Source organism: Rubinisphaera margarita (genome assembly GCF_022267515.1).
Classification (GTDB): Bacteria; Planctomycetota; Planctomycetia; order Planctomycetales; family Planctomycetaceae; genus Rubinisphaera; species Rubinisphaera margarita.
This window is the reverse complement of record NZ_JAKFGB010000021.1, coordinates 378537-401614: the sequence shown is the minus strand read 5'-3', so window position 1 is coordinate 401614 and position 23078 is coordinate 378537. Positions and strand designations below refer to the sequence as shown.

The following is a 23078-nucleotide window of genomic DNA, read 5'->3' as shown; positions in this document are numbered from 1 at the left end:
TCGGTGATCAGTCATAACGAATTTCGACACCACGCCCATTCGATCGACGAATCTCCAGAGTAGGACGTCCATAGGAACTTCCCGGTCTGACAGTCACTATTTGGCCGTCTGGCAAGATCCCCGTCCGTCCGGGCCCCCATTTTGTCTCGAAGCTTTTCACGTTCGAGGGGCCGAGCGAATCAAAGTCTGTATTTGCGGTACTAAAACTGCCTTGCTTGTGACGTTGCAGAGACGGCCCCGCAGTTTTTCTTCCTGGCGTCGTACCGCTGAGTATTTTGTCAAGTCTTTTTGCGCACTCAAGAGCGTTCTCGACTTGTTGGCGTGTATTTTTTACCTTCTTCAGTGCGTCCAAAACCTCGTCCGTTTGCTCTGCGTTTTGAAGGATAGCCTCTAAGGCTTTCAATTCTTTAGCCGCTGCAGAAGCTCCCTTCACTCCCCGGCCGATGAGTGCGGTAACCGGTAGTACCGCAAAGGCCGTGGAGATCCCCGCAATGGCATGATCGAGCTTGGAAAGTTCCTCTCCGGTAAAGAAGTTTTTCCCCTCTGCCGTTTCCACGAAACCTACGATCGCCCCCACAAATGGCGTAACGTCAACGATGATTCGGGCCGTCTTTTGACCGATTTCGACGATCTCGCCGGTCTGGTTGAACATGTTCCAGGCAGCCGCGTGGTTCTTTTTGGCTTTCTCTTGGTGTTTGCCGACAGTTCTAAACAGTTCCACGGCATCGGGCGGCTCGTAAGCAATCTCCCCTCCATCAGGAGGGTTGAGACCTTCCGCACCATACTCCCCAAATTTCGCAGCCACCTCCGGAATCTGGAACTTCGCCCCCTGGGCCATGGAGTTCGAAGGGCCGGTCGGCGGCGATTCCGCCTGGCCGGCTTCAGTTCCATCGTCCACCGGGATAACTTTACGAATCGAGTAATCATAAGCAATAGCACTGACGATGTTTCCGTCTGTATCATAGAGATTGCCGACTACTGCTCCATGCCCAAATGGCCCTACGTCATAGACCTTAAAGACGCCATAGCCGACGTAAACGTCATCGGACTTATCTTCCGGAGTGTCGTTATCGTCGTAGTAATACTCATACCAAATTTGATCTAGATCTCGGTACTCCGTCGGGCATTCGCAGTTGCAGGAATCAGTTTCGCCGTCCGACTCGCCGCCGGTCGTCCCATCACCTGTCCCACTGTCGTCACCTGCTGGTGTTGGCACCTGCTGCGTGGACTCCCACGCCGGCAGAAGGTTGTTGGCAGGTGCCGGGTATCCGTCTCCTTCCATTGAGAACTGAGGGTGCTGTCGACTTGCCGGTCCTTCTCTATCCCAGATGTCGAATCCTTCATAGTCGTCTGTGGAGCCGAGCTTCTGGGCGTTATTGGTCTTCTGTAGCATTGCGTTTGGAAAACGAATGCTCACGTCAAAGCCGGCCGGTTGATGCGAGTTATCGATCGCCGACTCAAGGGCTTGAATGCGTGGCTCGACCTGTTCAGTCAACTCCGGAACGGCCAGCCCATCATGGTATTCGGCCGGAGCCGTCCAGTTCGAGCTGTCATCATAGTAGAAGATGTCTTCCTGCTCGTAGATGCTCGGATTCGACAGCGGGGGCTCGTAGAAATGCTCTTCGTCGAACATGCCCATCATTTCGCTGGGACTCACCGCACGTTTCGCACCCGTCGCCGCCACGCCGGTCACGGTGTAATCGATCTTGCCATCGTCGCCGTAACTCCCCTCGGCGTCGACACTGATACCTCCAGTGGCAAACTCGGAATACGACATGGCATCGTACCCGTCGGCCGCATCAGCGTTCTCATGCTGGTGCTGAAGTGAGACTCGGTCCAGAACAGTTTGCCCAAGAGTCTCTTTGACCGAATTCTTTCCGCCCGGATAATTCGAAATCTCGATCTCGGACTTGTAGGCAGCGGTTTGGGTTCTACCTCGAGAACCACTTGACTTCAGCGGCAGCTGATTCGAAACCGTTCCCAAAACGTTCCACTCAAACTCCGAGTCGATCTGGACCATGTGGAAGTCGTCTGCGAGGACTTTGCGATCGACGCGGCCATCGCGAGCTTTGATCTCCACATAGTCATCCCAGCGGGCGTAAACGTGTGTCCGATACATCAGAACCGCGGAAATGATGTGATCGCCCCCGGAGAGTGTTACCACCTCAGCGGTACGGTTGCGTCCGGTACCCGTGATCGTGTTCGAGTGCCCCTGGGAACGACTGACCGATTCCCGTTGATCGGTCGAGCTTGTCCCCCGGCCAGTGATGACAATCGTGGCCTGCCGAGATTCTTCCGATTCGTAGTTGTCCTCGAATGAATCCGTATCGTAGAAGGTGGGGAATTCCGGGCTGAATTCTGCAGACGACACGACGTTGTCGCCATAGGCGATCGTGTCAACGATTGCATGAGCGCTGCTAAATTCCAGCTGGTGCTGTTTTGACGAGAACATCCAGTCTTTTCGGTCGATTCGATTGGCACTCTCGTTCTTGCTCTGATTCGACAGAAGCTGCACGGACTCGCTATGGTCGTAGGATTCGCCCGAATTCTGTCCAGCATCCGAAGTTGTCCAGGCGTCGCTCCAACTGTTGAGCGTCATGCCGTCACTGGCCTTGACTTCCGCGGCCGTCAGTGTCGTCTCCGCATCAGCATAGCTCATCGCTAGTGCATTGTATTTGATCGGCCCCTGTCCCTGGGAATTCGCGACCGCTCTCGTCTGCAGATGACCGATGACGGGCAACTGGGCGACCGGACCGACGTCGGTCGTTGTCGTGCTTGGCGTGGTGTTCGGTGTCGTGAACGTTGTCGTACTTCCGTCGTCGATCAGATCGAACGTCTCGGTCGTATAGAACTCTCGGGTTCTCACGTCCTGATTTCCGACATCTGAAATCCAATGACTGAAAGCAGACTTCGTATCGTATTTGTACTCGCTGGGGGGCCCCCCACCCTGAGATTGAACCGTGACAACATCGTCCGGCACGACTTTCTCGCCGATGGTCTCGGACACGGAAGAAGCCGTTTCCTGAAACAGGGTCGTCGCGGACCAGGTCGAAGATCCTCGGATCGTTGTAAAGGAGCCCGTTTTGTAGGGATAACCTGCAAACGCCTGGTTCGTGAGCAAGATCTCATTGGAAATCTCATCTTCGACGGATGTCAGACGTTCGTAGCCTCCGCGTCCCCAGACATATTCGTCGGTGAAGTTCGATTCACTTCTCGCCGTGATCCGACCATCTGCGTCGAGTGCGAGATTCTCTGTCTCCCAGTAGTGCCTTCTTCCGTCACCTTTTCCTTCCGACTGCCCGGAGGAGTAGCGAACCCTGGATTGACTGTTCTGGTCCGACTCATTGTAACGTGCGGTGCTCTTTGAGCTCGCGGTGTAGTCGAAGTACTCGTCAAACCGGTAGCTCTCATCCATCGTCGTATTGACGACCGCCGTGCTAGTTGGCTCAGTCTGCTCATCGTCGTCCCAGCCATTCTCGGTGGTCAGCGTATCCGTCACGTCATATTCAACAAATCCGCTGTAGACCTCGCTGATCTCTTTCAGACCAGACTCTGACTCGGACATTGACGATCTACTGCGCTTCGTCACACCATCCGTCGTTTCTGTTTCCAACGAATCGGCGTCAACGGAATAGTACGAATAGACGTTCTTCCCGGTGAGTCCCTCGGCTTTCCCGGTCATTCCGCTGTAGTCGTCGCGAGAATAGATCTCCAGTTCGGCTTCCTGCTCACCGTCCTCGACGACTCCATCGCCGTCCACATCAGCATTGGACAGCGTTAGCGTAAACGTACCGGTGCCACCAAAGTGACTGCTCCATTTCATTGGACCGGTGGCAACGTCATGCGAATCACTGTCCTGGGGCTGACTCGTTCCACCATAAGGATCCGTCCCATCGACGAGGTCCACAGTCCCCTCGAAGAACGCCAGATCAAAAGTGGTCGAGGTCCCGTCCCCTTCTCCCCAAATTCCGTCTGCATCGCTGTTCTCGGACGAGTGCTGTTCCAGGCTCGTCGCATAGTTAAAGCTGCCATCGCTCTGATCGTCATACAGGGTCGTGACGGATGTCACCGTCTCTTCGGTCGTATGATCGAAAGTAATTGCTCCACTCGAACTTGCAGTTGAGTTCCAGTCATCGCTGCCGGCGAAGTAATCATAAAATGTCTGATGTCCGGTCGAACTGGTTTCGCCTCCGTTTTCGTCAGTCTCGACCGTGCCAGTCGGTCGCACCTCTTCGTAGTAATAGGAAACAGTCTGTGCGGTGCCGCGTGAAGCGAAGGCCGTATTGAACGAGAGAGTCTCTTCCGCCGAAACAGCCGGGGTGTAAGCCGCAGAGCGGGTGTCGGAGACTTCGTAGGAGCTTGGGTCCGACTCGGGGGTCAGCGTCCGGAAGTACTCTTTCGAATGGTAAACGCGATCGCCGCCCTGTATCGAACCGGCTGCGTCAAGAGTCGCGTTCTCCCACACTTCCGTGTCAGCACCGACTTCGTAGTTCGACAGGCTGGTTCCGGCCTCCACGTAGTTCGATGCGGCTTGACCGGTCCGCTTGCCATCAGCGTTGATCGCACTGCTTGAGATCGCGTACCCGCCTTCTTCTCCGGTTCCGAAGAACGATGTGAAATCCCCGCTGTCATCGATCGATTCACTGATCGTAATCGAGGTGATCTCTCCGCTCGTGGCTCCCACACCGATCAGCGTTGTCAGCGTATCTCCCACGACTCCGTAGCTCCCGGAGCTGCTGCTGCGAATTTTGAAACTAACGGTTTCCACCAGGTCAGGTGACAGGCCAGACTCCCGATTTCCGATGAGCTCAAAGTCGAACGCCGAGGTGCCGTCACTACTGATATCCATCGAGCCTATCAGCTTCGACGTCACCGTGAAATCTTCCGATGTGCCCGTGCCCCCTTCTTCGTCCGGTTCCGCCGTCACCGTTTCGGTTGTCGTTTCCGATTCATTGAAGTCAGACGTCGACAGAAATGCGAAGGTATCGTTTCCGTCTCCGCTAAATTTATAGTATTCATCGCTGGTGAGGACGTCTGTGCCGTCACCGGTTAAACTCAGCGTTCCCTCGAAGGTCCATCCCGCAGATCCATTCGATGAATCGGTCACGATAATCGTCGTACCCTCTTCGCCAGATACCATCGGCGCCGCCACACTGGTGAGCATGGCATAGCCGTAATCTCCAGAGACCTGCAGGTTCAGCGCGTAGTTTTCAGTGACGTCAGGAATCGCACCGGTCTCGTCGACGGATCCATCCGCGACCAGAGACATCGTCTGCGTACCGGAGATCTCATAGGGACCACTGTCCGTCGCATTCGGATCGCTGAAGTCCAGCGTGGTTGTCCATTCATCGTCGTCGACGAAGGTGACCGTTCCATCCAGGCTGAAGCTGAATGTGTCGGTTCGCATCTCTTCGTCATTCAGCGTGTAGAGTGCGTATTCAAAGACACCATTATCCATTTCGATACGCCAACCGAACTTGTCGGTGCGAGAGCGAGATCCTGCAAACGTGATCTCTCCATCAACATCCTGGTCCAAATCGAACGCCAGCGTCCAGACTGAGCTTCGATCGATCACTTCAGTGTAGGTCCAATTGTCGGCATCGACGTAGCTCCCCGATACCGTTCGGTCCCCCGTGATGACCTCACTGATGGAAAGTGTTCCGAGCGGAAGATCCACGATTTCATCGGCGGGGGTGTCGGCGTACGAGGTGATCGTCTGCGGAACGTTGGCCTGGCCCGGATAAGCAGCGGGGAGATTCCATTCCGAAATCATCTCGCTGAGATACTCGGGAATGTCGGCCGAGACAAACTCCGGAATCACCCCAGTTTCGGGAAGTGCCACGGGCGTCTCGAACGGGTCGTCGGCAAAGCTGGCGTATGTCAGCAGTTGCTCCATAGTTTTCGTCAGGTCGGTTTTGGTCTGCTTTTCGACCTCGACCGGTAGATCGACGGTCTGGGAACTCGTCCCATCGCTCACCTGAACCTGCAGCGTGTATTCGCCCGTCACATCGGCATCGAATCCCGCCGCGGCCGCCGCGACAGTTACAACGCCGGTCGCCGCATCGATCGCGAACAACCCGCCGGCGTCATTGAGCAGTGAATAGGTCAGCACCGCACCGTCATCGACGTCGCTCGCCTGAACGGCACCAACAACGTCTCCCTGCTGAGCGTCGTCCAGCATCGACAGCGACGTAGTCACAAAAACGGGTGCATCATTGGCATCGGTCAGCGTGATCGTGTATTCGGCGGTCTGGCTCTGGGGTCGCAGGCCATCATCGGTGACTTCGATCACCAGCGTATGATCCGCCAGTGTTTCATAGTCAAGCGGCGCATCCTGTTTCACGGTGACTTCACCGGTCTGTGGATCGATCTCGAAGTACCCCGATTCATTGCCGGACACGATCCGGTAAGTGAGATTGTTTCCGTCGGTGTCAGTCGCCCGGTTGCCCCCAACGACAACATCCCCACCAACGCTGTTCTCAGCGAGTTGGACCGAGATATTCTGGAGGACCGGAGCCTTATTCGCATTCGCACCGGCACCAGCGACAAGAATGGTCACGTTTGCCGTCGCCTGTAGCGTCCCGGAACCATCGTCGGTAACGCACACCTCCAAGGCAAATGACGGGGTCGTGAGATAATCGATTTCCGAAGGATTCAAGACCGTGATGACGCCAGTAGCGGCATTGATGGCGAAGGCGTTGTTCGTGTTTCCCTCGGTAATCGCGTAGGTCAGGCTCTGTCCCTGATCTGGATCGGACGCCTCGATCGTTCCAATCACCGTGCCCATTGGTGCGTCTTCATCGACGATCAGTGTCGTCGTCGAGATCGCCGGAGCCTCATTGACATCCGTCAGTGAGATCGTGTAGGTCGCGCTCGTCGAGACATTCGGGAAGCCATCGTCCGTGACCTCCACAATCAGCGTATGCGCGGGAACAGTGTCAAAGTCGAGGACTGCACCGCTAGCGACGGTGATCTCCCCCGTCGCTGCATCGATGGCGAACAGATTGTCTTTGTTTCCACTCAGAATCCGATAGGCCAATGTATCCCCGTCGGCATCCGTCGCCAGATTACTTGGCACAACAGAAGTGCCCGCAGCCGCATCTTCGGCGATGCTGAAGTTCGCGTCGGTAAGGACCGGAGCGTTGTTCGTTGTGATCCCGTGCCGGACGGTAATCGTGACGGTCGCCGTGGCAGTTGTCAGTCCGTCAGTCACTTCGTAGTCGAACGTCTCCGTGCCTTCGAAGCCTACCTCCGGCGTATACATCAATGAGCCGTCGGATTCGAAGGAGAGCTTGCCGTTCGGTGTCAGGATGCTGCCGTCATAGTCGCGATGTAGCCCCTCCCGCGTAAGCACATCAAGAGGGTCTGCATCGGGATCCGGTTCCTGAATGCCCAGGATCGTATAAACGAGAGGATCCCCGTCAGCATCCGTATCATTATCGCGAGGGTCGAACTTGAGGAAGCCATCCCGGTCGACCCCAAGGGCGTCGTCGGTGGCGACAACGGCATGATTTACAGACGCCGCCCCCGTTACAGCTACCTCTCCGAAGTACCATTCGCCACGATCATTCTCCAGCACGTAGACGAGTGTTTCCTGCTGGCCGTCGGCAAGAGTGGAGTTCTCGTATTCGATGACATAGCGCAACCGATCGTTGATCGTTCCGTAGTCCCAAATGTAATCCTCCAGACTCCCGTAATGGTCCGCAATGTATCCGTCGAGAGAACCGTGGCGCTGGGCCCCGCCAGTGCTCTCATAGTGAGCGACCAGTGCTTCAGGAACTTCAAAGCGGACCGTGGCCGTCCCCTGTGTCGCCGCCTCAACCGCCACCAGACGCCATTGGCCCTCATAGCCCATCTGATCCTCCACAGAATCGTCCGGGACCTCGCGATCAACCATGCCCGACGGGTAGAGATCCAGCAGAGGATTCAGGCTACCGGTCTGTCCCTGCTCCACGGTCAATGCGGCGATCGGAGCGGCAAGATGGGCATCGCTGATGTCGAGCAATACGGTTTGAGGAGATGAAATCTGGCCGCCATAGGTAACCGTATACGTGAAGGCGTCGCGTCCTGAATAACCGCTGCCGGGTGTGTACGTAAACGTTCCATCGCTCTGCACAGTCACCTGGCCGTGAAGAGGAGCGTCGACCAATGTCACGGTGATCGATCCGGGTTGATAAAGATCATTGGCCAACAGTCCGAAGTCTGGCAGACTGACATTCAGCACCTGATCCGGTCTCAACGCGTACTGATCAGCGACGGCCAGGGGCGTGGGCGCTGCCGAACCATCCGCCGTGATCGTGAACGTAATCGTTCCGGCGCTTTCCTGACCATTCTCATCAGTCACCGTGTAGGTCACGGACTCAGAGCCGGTGAACTGCGGATCGGTGGCCACGTAGTACAGCACGTACTTACCGCGATCGAGCGGTGATCCTTCGGACCGATAGTAGTTGTCAAACCCATTGTCGAGTTTGCCGATCGGCCCCAGACTTGCTTCAAAAACGTCATCATCTTCCGCTTCCCAGTCGATCGTCTCAGCGAACCAGTCGACCGATAGCTGATCCTCGTCGGCGAACCGATCGTTGACATACGCTCGCAACGTGCCCCACACGTCTAAACCACCAGCCATTTCGAACTCAGCCAGTAGCGAGTCAGAAACCTTCGGCTGATAGGCCAGTTTCCCATGCGAAAGCGTGAGAACGGTCTGTTCATCGAATCCGGAAAGCGTAATTGACGCACCATCCCAGCCGGAGTCATTGGCGAGCGGATCCACGGTGACGCTGCCTCCGGCGGCGACCACCACCTCATCGTGCTGCGCGACCGGGATCGCCTCAGCGACGTCAATAGAGACCGTCGTTTCGGTGTATAGTCCACTGGCCGTTTCCGTGGCTCGCAGTTGCAGGTCGTATTGAGCCGTCACCTCGGGATCAAGGACCGATGCATCAACGATGCGAATGACGCCCGTCGCGGCATCGATGGAGAAGATGCCCTGCCCAGTCCCTCCCACCAGGGAGTAGGTAATCGAATCAGCGTCATCCGGATCCGTGGCCAGAACCGTCCCGACGACGGACTGACTCAAGCTTCCCACGTAGGCCACGAGTCCGTCAGGCAGCAGAGAGAACTCCGGCGCCTCGTTGACGTCCGTGACGGTTACCGTGAGATCATGCTCCGTTGCGAGTTCCCCGGCATCCTTCACGATGACAGTGACCGTGAGCGTCGGATTCACTTCATGATTGAAGAAAGTCGCATCCTTCACCTGAAGCTGGTTGCCGACAATCTGAAACGCATCATCGCCAAAGCCAGGTTTGACGGTGAACGTGACCGTATCGCCAGCGTCTGGATCACTCGCCATGAGTGTCGCGACTGCAGTTCCATTCATCGAATTCTCGGCCACGCTTACCGTCGTCGGCGAGGTGAGGTCAGGTGCCTCGTTGACATCGGTCAACGCGATCGTCAATGTGGCCGTGTCGACATTCATTGCAGAATCGGTCACCTGGATCTGCAGGTCCCATGTCGGGGTCGCCTCAAAGTCGAGCACCGGATCAGGAGTCGCAAGAGTGATCACCCCCGTCTGCTCGTCGATGACGAAGGTGTTATCGGTGTTGCCGCCAACGATTTTATAACTCAGCGACTCGCCGCTATCGGGATCCGTCGCGGACAGAGTTGCGACAACGGTCCCTCCAGAAGAGTTCTCCGCGATGCTGGGAGTGCTCGGCAGCGTCAGTGTCGGATCTTCGTTCACATCCGACAGAGTCACCGCCACAAAGGCGGAGTCTGTGTTGCCAGCGGCATCAGTCACTTCGATCTGCAGGTTCCAGACAGTGGGGCTTTCGAAATCCAGCAGGAAGTTGTCGGCGACTGCCAGCACACCTGTGGTTGAGTCGATCGCGAAGGTGTCACCTGTGTTGCCGCCGGTGATTGCATAACTCAGGCTGTCGCCCACATCGCTATCGGTCCCTACGAGCGTGGTCACGACAGTCCCGAGCTCGGAGTTCTCATCCAGCGACACCGTTGTGTCCGGCAAAGTGGGGGCCTGGTTCGTGACCGTGATCGCGACCGTCGCTTCGGAACTGTGAAGTCCATCGAACAAAGCGTAGGTGAAGAAGTCGGTTCCCATAAAGCCGGGACGCGGCCTGTAGACAAAGGTCCCATCGTGACTCAGCTTCAATGCTCCATTCACTGGGCCGCTGACCAGCCGCGTAATAGCCAAATCGCCATCATTCACCGAGTCGTTGTTAAGCAACGATGTTCCGGCCGTGTCGATTGTCAGCTCACCTGACATCGCGACGGTATAGCTCTCATCCAAAGCCGTGGGAGCGACCGTGTTTGCCGCTGGATCGGTCTGAGCACGGAGAGTCTCCCAATCGGTCGCCGGGTTACCTTGAGAACTGACGCTCACCTCCACGTCATGCCCCACCGCCTGCACGCGAACTTCCGCCGTATACTCGTTCCCATCGCCGTCAGTTGCGGTGTACGTGAAGAGATCTGTTCCCGCAAACCAGGCCGGTGTTGAGTACTGCAGCCGGTCGACAGTCGTCGTGCCATTTCCCTGGACGATCGAAACGGTTCCGAACTCCGGCGTCGTGACAGATGTGATATTCACCGACGCCGGATCGGCACCGATGCCATCATTCTTGAGAACATCCAGATCCAGCGTGACCACACCATCAACATGGCTCAGCTGGGCCACTGACGCGTTGCGGAACGAAACCTCCGTTGCCGTCAGCGTCAGATCGTCGTCGGGACCGGAGTACGCCCAGTTAAACATTCCCACCAGTTTGATATACGCCGTCCCTGCTCGGAACAGGTTCGGCTCGGCTCCACCGGGAGCGATCGTCCCGCCTCCAATGACCGTATGATAGTTTGTCCATTCGGAGTTGATGTATTCCGAGTGCAGAAGCGCGTAGTTGTATGTTGTTCCACTTTGGGCATTCCGGACCTTGGTCCCGGCAGCGATCTTCCCATTGCCATCCAACAGTCCGTCTGTGCCATCGGTGATCGCCGCACTGACCGATCCGGTGACAGCGATCTTCCAGAGTGTGACCGTTGAACCGCTGGAAGCTTCGATCGGCGCCCCATTCGCGTCGAGAATCAAATCCCTATTTCCGTCGACCTGATAGGTGGCCGACGAGATTCCTCCGGAAGCCCACATTCCACCACTGCTGAAATTCTGAGTGACGTATCGGGAATAGTCACTGTGGACGTGACCGGTACTGTCCGCATAACTCATGAAGCTCAGATTGCGGGTGTGAGCCGCTCCGCCGGTACTCCACCCGGAGAGGTCTCCGGACAGGTACATGGTCCCGCCCGCACTTGGATCAAAATCCACAGCCAGAGTCGCTTCCTGCGAACTGCCGTAGGTCAGCACGTGAATCGGTTTGATCAGATTCAGGTCAATATCGTACGAGGCAAATCCGAAGTAGTGCCGCTCGGCCGCCGCTCCCGACTGCTGCTGGGCCTGCATCTCCACAGCGATCTCGTACTGGAGGGCCGTGTCCACCGGCAGTATCTGATCGGACATGATCTCGTCACGAGCGGTGCTCGTTGTATAGGTCGTCTGCCCGCCGAAGGTCAGATCCACGGTGCCGTCCCGATAGAGATCAACGGCCCGGCTGACAGTCAGATCCCGCCATGAGAACAGATTGCCGGTTGTTGACTCATTGGCCCGCACGATCGGCCGGATGTAAGCGGTATCGGGACGGAGCTTCAGCGTCGTCTCTGAGGTTGTCGTTGTCTGGCCACTGAGCAGCAGCGTCAGCGGCTCCCACTGATCGCCGGTGCTGACGAGGGTTTGACCGGAGCGTCCGAGCAAGCGTCCCTGAGCGTCGTACTGCTCCAACCCGACGTAGTGCTGGTTGGCGGCATTGAATTGTCCGCCTGCACCATCGCCGGACCGGATAAACCCGGTGAGCGCATAGGACTTGGCTGCATCGATTCTGATGAGCTCGTCGCCCCGGAATTCGTCGCTCTGGTCACTGCTCTGCAGCGTCGCTCCACCGAACGGGATCACCGCCTGGAAACCAGTCTGGTCTTCGAGGCCCGTCATGGCCTGTTGCGTTAGCCCAAAGCGAACGTCGCGGTACTCCAGAACCTGACTGCCGCCACCGCTGTCGGTGTGATTGGCGAGAATGGCTGGACGAATGGAATATGTTCCCGGACGAAACGTTGTGTGCCCCACATCGCTCGGGTCTTTCACACCAGAAATGACGGCGGTGCGATACGTCCATCCGACGGGATTGGACGCGTCTCGGATCAGCGTGACTGCCGAGCCCAATGAATAGTTGAAGGTTTGCCCGCTTGAGGCGTTGCGGACCTTGGTCCCCGCGGTGATGATTCCTGAGGGAACAACATCCAGAGACGCCGCCGCGTTAGCAGACAAGGTGATATAGGTGCGGTTGTTGGCGACATCTTCCGTGATGCCCGATGTCGTCCACATCCCACTGGAATAGGCGGTCGTCACATGACGCGTGTAGTCGGCATGCGTGATCCCATCTGACGTCGTATAATTCAGAAATGCCACATTGCGCGTGTGTCCAGCACCACCGGTGCTCCATCCCAATCCGGTCCCCACCAGAACAATCTGGGTGTCTGTCACGGGGTCGAAGTCTTCGGCCAGAACCGCATCCACACTCCCGGAGAACCGCAGCACGTGGATGGGCGCAATTTCGTTGCCGTCGAAATCGTATTCTCGAAACCCGAGATATTGCGTATTACTCGGCGAGTAACTGCCGGAACTGTTGACCTCGTCTCCGGCACGGAACCAGCCTGAGTACGTATAGGACTGAGTGGCATCAATGACGACCTGTTCCCCGAGCAAGGGGCCCTTCCCCGTCTTCGATCCGCTCGCCTGCCCGTTGATCATCAGTTCTGAACGACTATCCAGAACCTGCCGTCCATCGGAGTTCTGCAGGAACTCATAAGCTGTGCCGTCCGCTCCAAACAGATCATCAACTCGACGCACTGTGAATTCGTCATCAACGACCGGCGACGTCGTGCTATTCCGATCAAACAGCTCAAGAGTCACCGACGCCACCGAGGTTGTGGTCCCATCAAACAGCGCGTAGTCGAACTCCACCGTCTGCTCGAATGTAACTCCCGGGGTGTACTGAATGAGATTGCCAACGACAGCAAGGTTGGCTGGTGAACCCTGCAGCTGAATCGTGACCTCGCCATTGGCCGAATTGCCGTCAAGAAGCGTTGGATCGATGTCGTCATTATCGAGCACCGCGAGGTCCAGAGCGGTCCCCGTGCGGTTGTACTCGCCGACGAAGACATCATCGATCGCAGTGAACGTGGTGAGCAACGTCCGCTGTTCAAGCACCTCGCCTGCGAACTGCAGTCGCCGGGGACGGCGGGCCCGCCTGGAAACGTGATGACCATATCGGGACAACCAGCGCAGTTTTACCGGCAACAGTTCCAGCCACGGCCGCAACAGCATGAGCGCGTTCCTTCGAGTAGGATGAGTGGTCGGGTGACGATAGACAGCGACGCGAATGGCGTGTCATGAACATCCGAAAAGTGGACCAACGTTCTAGTGAACACGATAAAAAGATGTCAAATATCCAGCGCACATTTTTTCGAGATTCACAACTGGTCATCATCTCTCGATAAAACGAGCTTTGGTGCGCGAGTGTCATTCTCACCAAACTTGCCGGTTTACCGATCGCCCGGATGAGGGAAAGCTCTGTCCCTGTTGCAAGACGGGAGCCATCAGGCTAGCCCGGAACCAGTGGTTGTTCTTGCGGATCCGTTCCCAGCGAGTCACCATCCCCTTCCCGGCCACAAACTCCTCGATCTTCCGCTCGGCGGTCAGGTGCTTGGCCAGACTCAGGTGCTCGTGCGGCGCGGCCTGGAACAACCGCATCGCGCCGGGTTGCGACAAGGGCGTCGTCAGCCGCTGATGCACCCATCTCATCCAGTGGTCCGCATTCACTTCCAGCAGAGTTACTCCGTGGTCAAGCAGGTCATTGCCGGTATACCCTTCGCCGACACCCCGCAAGCGGGACCGTTTCGAGTTCGAGGGATGGTCCCAGCGGGTGGAGATCTGCGTGGCGCCGCGACCAACTGCCGGAAAGATCCCCGGTTTATTCCGGCAGAACTTGTAAACGGTCTCGGTCATGTAGCCGGCATCGATCCAGGCGGCGTCGAAGGCCTTACGATTGTCCTCAATGCGGGAAGGTTCGTTCTCATCGATCCCCATGGGCAGACGCATGCGCACCAGGCCCGAGAACTCCTGCATCGCCAGCAGCAGAGCCGGCTCCAGCCCCAGATCTTCAGACGCAACCTCGAGTCGTCCGTAATCCACGATGTAGCCGGACGCATCCTCCTGCCAGGCGACGATGATCCAGTGACACAGATACTTCCCGAGATCCATCGCGGCAGTCAGATACTCGGTTCCCGGCGGCACGACGCCCGGTGGCCAGATCGAGACGCGGCGCGTGATCTCCTCGGCCTGCAGCGCGGTCTCTTCCCAGCGGTTCGGGACGACCGGCAGGCACCACACAAACTGTCGCATCTCGCGCTCGGCATTGTCCTCGTCCGGAGAGCGGGCGGCTTTCCATTCATCGGCGGCGACATCTCCGGCAGTCTGGAACAGATTGTGGACCGACGACCAGCGGAAGCCGAGCGTTTCGGTTTCTTTGGGGTCGCCGGTGACGGCCCCTTCCGCCGTGATCTCCTGACCCTCGTGCACCAGCTGACTGTCAACGTTGGCCTGGCGTCGATCGTTCTCGGTCCAGAACATCCCGCAGTTCGGACAGGCGTAGGCGCCCTTGCGCCGGGCTTCGGCCTGCGAGAGTGCGTCCTGCCAGCCTCTCAGCTGCTGACGCTCGACACTCACCCAGTCCCGGCAATGCGGACACCGCAGCAGAATCTGGCTCGCGGTTCCCTCCCGGTATTCCTGCCACGTCCGCCCGTCCTGCGTCGAGACCGTGCATTCCAGATAGATCCGCTTGCGGGCGCCGTAGGCCCGGGTGCGGGCTTCTAGCTGTGTGACCTTATCCGCTTCCCGACTGGCGACGCCCGACTTGTCCATGCCGTCCGTTTCGGTGATGACGACCACGCGGGACGTAAACCCGGCCCGGGATTTATCACCACCTCCTCCCGACATAAACTTCAATGTGGCCCCGTTCAGGAACTGGATGGCTTCGATCTTCCCGCCTCGGGAACCGCTCCCCCGCACGGGCATCAGTTCGCGGTAGCGGGAGCGTTCAATCACGGGCAGCAGATCCTCGCGCCATTTGTCGGCCGCCATGTCCATGTCGGGGAGTCCACAGATGACAGTCTCGCCGACTTCGAAGAGGTGATATAAGAGCGGGATCAGGAAGCAGCAGAGGGTCTTGCCGGACTGCGTCGGTCCCGTAGCCACAAAGCGGTTCCACTTTCCAGAACTGACGGAGTCCATCCAGAGCCGGGAGAACGGCTGCCGATCGCACGAGAACCGACGTCCCTGATAAGGTCCGTCCGGAACAATAATCTCCTGCTCGGCAAACTCGCGCATCGTCCGGAGTCGGGAGGTTCGCGACCGGACGATCAGCGAGGCCAGTTCCTTCTGGAGAGTCTGCTTCACGCATCGTCCTCCTCGAGGTCCTCGTCACAAAGTCGGCAGGCGGCAACCTCGGCTTCATCGAGCGCTTCATTCAGAATCGTGACGGCGTCTTCACCGAACTGCTGCCGCAAGGCTTCCCCGGCGGTGCGGAGAATCGCGGCGATCCGTTCCAGGCCCTCCCGGATGATCAGACGGGGAATCAACTCCCCTTCCCGTTCCTGGCGGTCCAGTCGCGCCATGATGGCTCGTTCTTCGCGGTACCGTTCCAGCGCGGGGCTGGCGACGTTGGAAGCCAGCAGGTCATCGTCCTGCGGGAACCGGCGGCAGTTGTCAGCCAGGAAGTTGTGCATGGCTCGCACGACCTGGGGCAGGGAGATCGTTTTGCCTCCGAACGGGATGCCATAACGCTCCGCCTGTTCGTTGATGACTTTCGCCTGACGCCCCGACATCTCCCGCCAGTGCTTCTGCGGGATCGTCTCGTAATACTGCCAGCGACGGTCTTCTTCCTGCTGCTTTTCGTAGCGGCGGAGAGCGGAGCGCTCCTGCGCGGACGGAGTCTCGCCCGACATCACTTTGCGGTAGGCCCGCGCGGCCAGCTCCCGTTCGAGCTGATCGGACAGCCCGGACGTGCTCTTCGCCGGTGGCTTGTTGCCGCGTTTTGCCATGGGTTCGATATACCCTAGTTTCGTGAAATTTGACTTACCGAAGAACGGCCCTCAAGTAAGTCTTTTCTCACGCTCGGGACACTTCCGGAATCGCCCGAATGCCTTGTTTTGTAGACTCTGGGGGCCCGGGAGTCCCCTCAAAGTAATTATTACTTACCGAGACAAATTCACCCCTTACGCACAAAAATGCCGCGGTAAAACGAACCGCGCGGCCCGTACCCCCGCCTGGAAGGAACCATTGATCTCGCAAAGACTTACGGCGACGGCCTTTCTGGAGTGGACTCGCCATGTCGCGGCAGTGGACTGGTTCTTAACAGCATTATGCACATGCGTGTCAACCTGGGTGGACCCTCGGTCTACGAAGCGTGAGAGCGGTGGCAGGCAACCTTAGAACATCTTTCTGAACTCTCCGAGAACGGACTGGATGTGTCTTCGCGGTCGAGGTAACTGATGGTCGTCGCGAGCCGCGTTGGCTTGCATAGACCACGATCCCAGAGAATGAGGACCACGACAATGGCAACGAAGAAGAAGACCGCACGCAAGACTGCTGCACCGAAGACCGACGCTCAGGCTCCCGAGCCGAAGACAACCAGGAAGCCACGCACACGACGGATGGCTGAGAAAGCCAAAGGCACGACGACGCTGGCCAAGAAGGCGGACAAACCCAAAGCGAAACTGAGCCTGCTCGACGCGGCCCATCAGATCCTGAAGGACGCGGGCCAACCGATGGCCTGTAAGGCGATCGTCGAGGCGGCGGCAACGCAAGGTCTCTGGTCGAGCCCGGCTGGCAAGACCCCGCACAACACGCTCTACGCGGCCATGATGCGGGAGATCAATACCAGGGGCGACAACGCCCGCTTCACGAAGGTCGAACGCGGCCAGTTCCAAGCCCGCTAGACTCCCACGAGACTCGCCACACAACGCCCCACGTTCGCCACGTTGGGGCGTTTGTTCGTTGTGGCGCGGAAACGTGCGGACGCTCTCGGGAACGCGACACGGGCCCACGTGTTCGACGATGCCATTCATGCGGCCACCTCATTCTCCGCGGCAACCCGCTTCGCTTTGAGTCCCGTGTAGTTCTCCCAGCGCTGCACGATCACATCGCAGTACGGCGGATCCAGCTCCATCAGGAAGGCACGACGTCCCGTCATCTGGCAAGCGATGAGTGTCGAGCCGCTGCCACCAAACAGATCCAGCACGTTCTCTCCCTTCTGCGACGAGTACTCGATGGCTCGTTCGGCGAGTTCGGTGGGCTTCTCGGTGAGATGCACCATGTTCTGCGGCGTCACCTTCTTCACGTGCCAGAGATCGGTGGCGTTGTTGGGCCCGAAGAACTTGTGGCCGGCGCCGGATCTCCACCCGTAAAAACACCACTCGTGCGCCGTCATAAAATCCTTCCGTGTCAGCACAGGGTGCAGCTTGTCCCAGATGATGGCCTGACTGAAGTAGAGCTCGTGCTTCTTCAGGAACGGCGGATAGTTGGCACAGTTGGAGAAGCCGCCCCAGATATAGAACGACCGTCCCGGCAGCAGGACACGGGCGATGTTCCCGAACCAGGCATCGAGCAGTCGATCGAATTCTTCGTCGGTCACGAAGTCGTTGGCCAGTGGCCGGTCCTTGGCGCGCATCTTGGTCGTGGTCTTCTTAGCCTTCGACGGATGGCGCTCCACATCCAGCTTCTGGTGGTGTTTCGTACCCTCGAACGACGACAGCCCGGCGCTGATCGCATTGTTGCTCCGGGGCTCGACCTTCACGTTGTACGGCGGGTCCGTGTTCGCCAGGTGAATGGGCTGGCCGTCGAGCAGACGATCGAGCTGCTCCGGCTTCGAGCTGTCCCCGCACAGCAGACGATGATTTCCGAGAATCCACAGGTCACCCGGCTGCGTGATGGCTTCGTCGGGCGGTTCGGGAATGTCATCCGGATCGCTCTGCGGCTCAGGCGGCTCGGGTTGCATCAGGTCGGCGAGTTCCGTGACCGTGAAGCCAAGACTGCTGATGTCGTAGTCCATGCCCTGCAGGGCCGTCAGTTCGAGCGGCAAGAGATCCAGATCCCATTCGGCCAGCTCGGCGGTCTTGTTGTCGGCGAGGCGGTAAGCCCGGATCTGGGCTTCGGTCAGCCCCGTGGCGACATGCACAGGCACCTGCTTCAGCTTGAGCCTCTTCGCCGCCTTCCAGCGGGTGTGACCGCAGATGATCACCCCCTGCTCGTCGACCACGATTGGTTGCCGGAAGCCGTACTCTTCGATGGACCGGGCGACCTGCTCCACCGCCTGCTCATTCTTGCGGGGGTTCTGCTCGTAGGGTTTGACGTTCTTCAGCGGCTGTTGCTCGATCTTCAGTTCCGTCTGCATGCGATAGTCCCCATTGATTAGGAAAGTGAAATGTCAGTCAGTCAGCGTCGTGAATATTGGCGGTCAACGCCTGCCGGAGCTGGCGTCGTTTTTCGTTGAGTTCTTCCTGCTCGGAGGCTTCCCGAGCCACCTCGGCTTCAAACGCATCGAGATCCAGTAAGTCCCGGATCGAGGCCTCAACGATGTCACGTAACCGATCAGCGGAAAGTGATTCCAGTTCCCAGGCCCGTTCGCCGTGTTCCCGCACAAACCGCTTGTACCGTGAGGATGAATCCTTCGAGATCTGTCCCTCGTGCAGTTCCAGCGTGGCGACCTGATCGGCGGTCAGTGCGGCTTTGACGATCTTCAGCTGCTGAGCCGGGATCCCGAAGTCGTCCCTCAGTGAGATGCCGAAACTGCCCGGGATGTCCTCCCCTTCCGGATCGAAGTCACTGACGACAACGACCACCAGTTGTTCGCGGCCGCACTGCCGGAACCGGTCGACCATGTTCTTGCGTGGCGGCAGTGACGAGTAACCCCGCCCGCTGGTCATCGGGATGGTGTATTTTGCGGCGACCTGACGCAGCTGACTGGCGACCGTGTTCTTTTCGACGAGCAGTTCGATCCAGTTCGGCTGGCTCTGCAGCAGGCTCCGGTAGTAGCCCGACAGGAAGCCATCGCACTCCTGCCGCACGTAATCGCCCACACAACGATGCGTATTCCAGAGGACCACGGGCCGGGTCTCATCCGCGATCGACTCAAACGGCACGGATCCATCCAGACGCAGCCGCGTGAGCATGTTGGTCACATCGTCGTAGGACGCGGCGTTGTTGAGGTAAGGCACGCGGGTCTTGTCGTTCCGCACGAGGCCCGGAATATTCAGCAGGCGATAATGCACGGCCCGGTCACTCAGGGGCCAGTTGCGTTGCTCATCGTGAATCACTCGGACGATGGCATCCCGCAGTTCGATCTTGTCCCGAATCGTTGAGCGGCGCTTACGACCTCGCAGTTCGACCGTCTCGCTGTTGACGACACTCGCCTCTCTCCGAAAATCTCGCACCGACCGATACGACTGGTCGGTCATCAGGGCGACTTCTTCCCGCATCTGTTCGCTGGTCGTCTTCACGCGCTGGCGGTTGTAACTGGCCAGCAGCCGCAGGAACGCATCGGGATCACGGAGATACGAGACGTCGTGCTTCACCCGCACCGGGATGCGATCCAGACCGATCACACAAGCGGCTGCATGCCGGCGGTGACCGGAGAGAATGTAGCCGTCGCCGCTCACGACGATCGGTTCCAGAATGCCGTTCTGTTCGATGTCTGCGAGGAGAGCTTTGAACGAGGGTTCGTCTTCATCGATCGGGTCGTAGAGCTCATCATTGAGGTCCGCAGGTTCGATGGCTGCAGTACACACGTCGTACTGGCGTGCCTTGACCGCCTGTGTACTCGATTCACGCGGCAGGATCAGACCATCCGCTTCGAGCTGTTTGCGCTGCAGGGAGACGGTGCGGTTGCTCACCCCCAGAGACGTGGCAATCACCCGGTCGCTGGACGTGCGCCACTGCCGCAGCAGAGCGTCACGGGACTGGTCGGCTTTTGAGGAAGCGGGACAGGCGACGGTCAAGAACTAGACTCCTTCAGTCTGAGGATCAGGGTTGCTATTGTCGCGACCAGCACTATCTGGCGCAGACGACATTTGTGAAGCGGGAGCTGGTCCACGCAACCAGCCGGAGCGTGGTCCTTCGCGGTGGATCAGGTTGAGCGATTCGAGCTCGGACAGCAGATAGCGGGCGGTACGGAGAGGGACGTGGGCGGCGTCAGCCACCTCCGACGTGCTAACGGCAAGTTTTGTATAATTAATTAACTTAAGGTTTCTTGCCGTTAGCTCCTGGATCAGTCCCCAAACACGCACGAGCTGGTCGTTCATGGTGGGCGGCCGATCGTTGATCACCCGCAGTCCGCACTCTTCGGAACTGAGCACGATGACATCACAGCCATCCTTGAGGATGCCACGGCCCCGACCAATCGCCTGAACGACGTTGGCCCGGACAATGGCCCGATGAGCCGTCATCCACAGCGGGTCGTAATAGCCGCGTCCTGAGAGCTTCAAGTCTTCGCCGTCGGTCGTTTCCGCATGCCAGTAGATCTCGCCCCATTCGGACGCAGCGCAGGCGGCATCCCATTCCCCGATACGAATGAGATATTCGATGACGGTCGTGGCCGGAACGCGAGGTGTCCCCAAGACGAGGATCAGGTCGCAGTGGCGGTACCAGTCGTTGCTAGATCGCTCATCGCCGGAGCCGTAGTAACTCGTCTTGATAATGCGGTCCCGGAACTCCGGTTCGAGCTTCTCAATGGCCGGCAGCAGATTGCTGTGCGTGATGACGCCCACCGCGATCCGGTCAAGGTATTTGCACAGCAGACCGCGGATCAGTGACCGGAGTACGGCCGGCTGCGTTTTTCGGGTGATGTCTCGGTGGTACTGCTCGGCCTTCTTCTGCAGCGGGACAACGCCGCCGGGGGTGGCGTCGATCACGCGACCGTCGAGCAAGGACTCGAGCGTATCCTGATCTGCTGTGGCATCCGAAAACCAGACGGTCTTGCCGGCGGGAGGGTCGTTGCGGACAACGCCGTAGGCCTTCCGGAACTTCACCGTCGTTCCTTGTGGTGCACCTTTGACGTGATGTTCGGTGACAATTATCATGCCCGCATACAACTGCCCGGTCAGCGCCGCCAGGATAAACCGCCACGGCGATTCTTCGAAGCGGACGCGTTCGTATTTGAGGACTCGCCACAGAAACGACTCAAAGCCGGGTGGTGTCTTGATCGTGACCGGCGAATGCCAGGCCTGCGTGGTCTCCGCCGCGTTGAGGGCGTTCTCCAGATCCTCAAGCATGTTGCCGAGTTCGATCATCGCCTCGTAGATTCGCTGGCGTTTGACGACGAGGTCCTGGTCTTGAATCACCTCTCCGTCACGGGTCGTGAGTTCGTCGCTGCTGTACCAGTCGAGGTGTTTGGGATTGCCGACCATGCCGTCCACGAAATGGCGCACCAGGAACAGATCCTGAAGCGTTAGCGTCATCTCAGGACGCAGCACCGTCAGCACGTCTTCGTGGACCGAGGCGAACGGGCGCTCGCCCGCCAGTTCTTCGAAGCCCGATTTCGAGAGCCGCTGGTGCGTGACCAGTGACACGGTCGCTTCCCGGGCTCGCTGCATCTGAGCGAGGTAGCCATCGTCGGCACACTGGCTCCGATACTCGCAGCCGTTGCAGATGGTTTTGACGACGGGTAACCCGATCTGTTCAGCCTGATCCGCTTCCGGATTCCAGCAATTGATCGCGTGGTCTTCGGCTTCTGTCGTGGCCCGGACAGGGTAGGCAGCGGCGTCGATCTCGGCGGCTTCGTACCGCTCGAGTTCTTCGGCCAGGTTGCGATGCGTCGGATACGCGAGGAGAGCCTTCACGCGGCACCTCCTGCGAGCTTGATGAGCACCTTCACGACTTCGAGATCCACGGTCGATTTGCCGGTGCCAGTCATCGAGCGGTCGAGGTAGAACCCGGGCTGGTCGATACCTCGCAGCCGGGCCATGACCATCTCATCGCGATAGTCCCCGAGCAGTGTGTCGGGAACGCGGAGTTGCGGAACTCGGACCGTTGGTGGGGGTGTGATCTTCTTCGGGTGCAGCCCATCGAGAAAGCACTGCTGCATTTTGAGCGGCTCAGAAGTCACATACCGACTCAACCATTCCCGGGCATCTTTGGCGTGGTCCGGCGTAATCGCCCAGCAGACGGTTCGCTCGAGTCGGGTGGCCAAATCCTTCGCCGTCTGAACCGCACCGTCCTTGCCTGGCCACAGCCCGTCTTCCTTCTGGTCATCATCCCCGAGAACGATGATCTCACGATCCTCCGGGAAGTCGTGCAGCAGCTCAGCCAGAAAGACCACACCGCCCCGGTTGCTGGGACGTCCGATGGCGTTGAGGCCGAGCGTCAGCAAGGCGGCGGTGTCGGTCGGGCCTTCGACGAGGATCACGGGGCCTTCGCCACTGTCCCAGGCATCCGCGTAGCTGAGACCGTTCTTCGAGCCTTTGAGGCGTTTCTTTTGACTGTATTGATCGCGGGTCAGGATGCCGACGATGGTCCCCTGCCCGTCCCGCTCCGGGAACAGGAACTGCTGTTTGCGGTTGTCGAAGCCAACCTTGAGATTGCGAAGAGCATCGGCACTGACGCCGAGTGTGCGAGCCAGATCCTGAAGGCGGGGTTCGGCGTGCTCACGGTGCTGCCGGAGTAGTGCAATGAAGTCGGGCTTCTCGGAGTCGTCCGAAACGGCTGTGACCGGCGGGAGCGGCACAACACGGTCGGGATCGATGCGGTGCAGAAATCCCGAGCCGTCGATGTACTTGATGGCTCCGTCGGACGTGCGGCCACAGATCGCCGCCGTCCCATCTAGGGAAATCAGACACCAGTCCGGTCTCCCGCAGATGGGGCATGGATGCAGGCGGCTCACACGTTGCCACTTCTCATTGCTTCCGTGCATATCGCT

The 23078-nt window shown here is 58.6% G+C and carries 8 protein-coding genes; 1 reads left to right on the top strand and 7 read right to left on the bottom strand.

Annotated features, from left to right (window positions below; genetic code table 11):
* Positions 1-7: 7 nt before the first annotated feature.
* The 3 genes from L1A08_RS21250 to L1A08_RS21240 form a co-directional block, all read right to left on the bottom strand.
* Entirely contained in the window at positions 8-13435 is a 13428-nt protein-coding gene (locus L1A08_RS21250; RefSeq protein WP_238758585.1) for a cadherin domain-containing protein, read from the bottom strand.
* Positions 13436-13636: 201 nt separating this feature from the next.
* Positions 13637-15565, bottom strand: a complete 1929-nt coding sequence (locus L1A08_RS21245) for a terminase gpA endonuclease subunit (RefSeq protein WP_238758584.1) — start codon at positions 15563-15565, stop codon at positions 13637-13639.
* Entirely contained in the window at positions 15562-16209 is a 648-nt protein-coding gene (locus tag L1A08_RS21240) for a hypothetical protein (RefSeq protein ID WP_238758583.1), read from the bottom strand. The genes L1A08_RS21245 and L1A08_RS21240 overlap by 4 nt, the downstream gene beginning before the upstream one ends.
* A gap of 513 nt (positions 16210-16722) precedes the next feature.
* Here L1A08_RS21240 and L1A08_RS21235 point away from each other — a divergent pair.
* Positions 16723-17106 carry a winged helix-turn-helix domain-containing protein gene (locus L1A08_RS21235; RefSeq protein WP_238758582.1) on the top strand — a complete coding sequence of 128 codons (384 nt, stop codon included), beginning with the start codon at positions 16723-16725 and terminating at the stop codon, positions 17104-17106.
* 125 nt (positions 17107-17231) lie between these two features.
* Here L1A08_RS21235 and L1A08_RS21230 read toward each other — a convergent pair whose 3' ends face one another.
* Genes L1A08_RS21230 through L1A08_RS21215 form a run of 4 tightly spaced genes read right to left on the bottom strand, consistent with a single transcriptional unit; the run spans position 17232 to position 23072 of the window.
* Complete coding sequence (locus tag L1A08_RS21230) at positions 17232-18560, bottom strand: DNA modification methylase (RefSeq protein WP_238758581.1); 1329 nt, start codon at positions 18558-18560, stop codon at positions 17232-17234.
* Between the two features lie 37 nt (positions 18561-18597).
* The gene (locus L1A08_RS21225) at positions 18598-20163 is read right to left on the bottom strand and encodes a ParB N-terminal domain-containing protein (protein ID WP_238758579.1); all 1566 of its coding nucleotides are present in this window, start codon (positions 20161-20163) and stop codon (positions 18598-18600) included.
* Positions 20164-20166: 3 nt separating this feature from the next.
* Positions 20167-22002: a hypothetical protein gene (locus L1A08_RS21220; protein ID WP_238758578.1), complete on the bottom strand. Its 1836-nt coding sequence runs from the start codon at positions 22000-22002 to the stop codon at positions 20167-20169.
* Positions 21999-23072, bottom strand: a complete 1074-nt coding sequence (locus tag L1A08_RS21215) for a toprim domain-containing protein (RefSeq protein ID WP_238758577.1) — start codon at positions 23070-23072, stop codon at positions 21999-22001. The genes L1A08_RS21220 and L1A08_RS21215 overlap by 4 nt, the downstream gene beginning before the upstream one ends.
* Between the last annotated feature and the right edge of the window lie 6 nt (positions 23073-23078).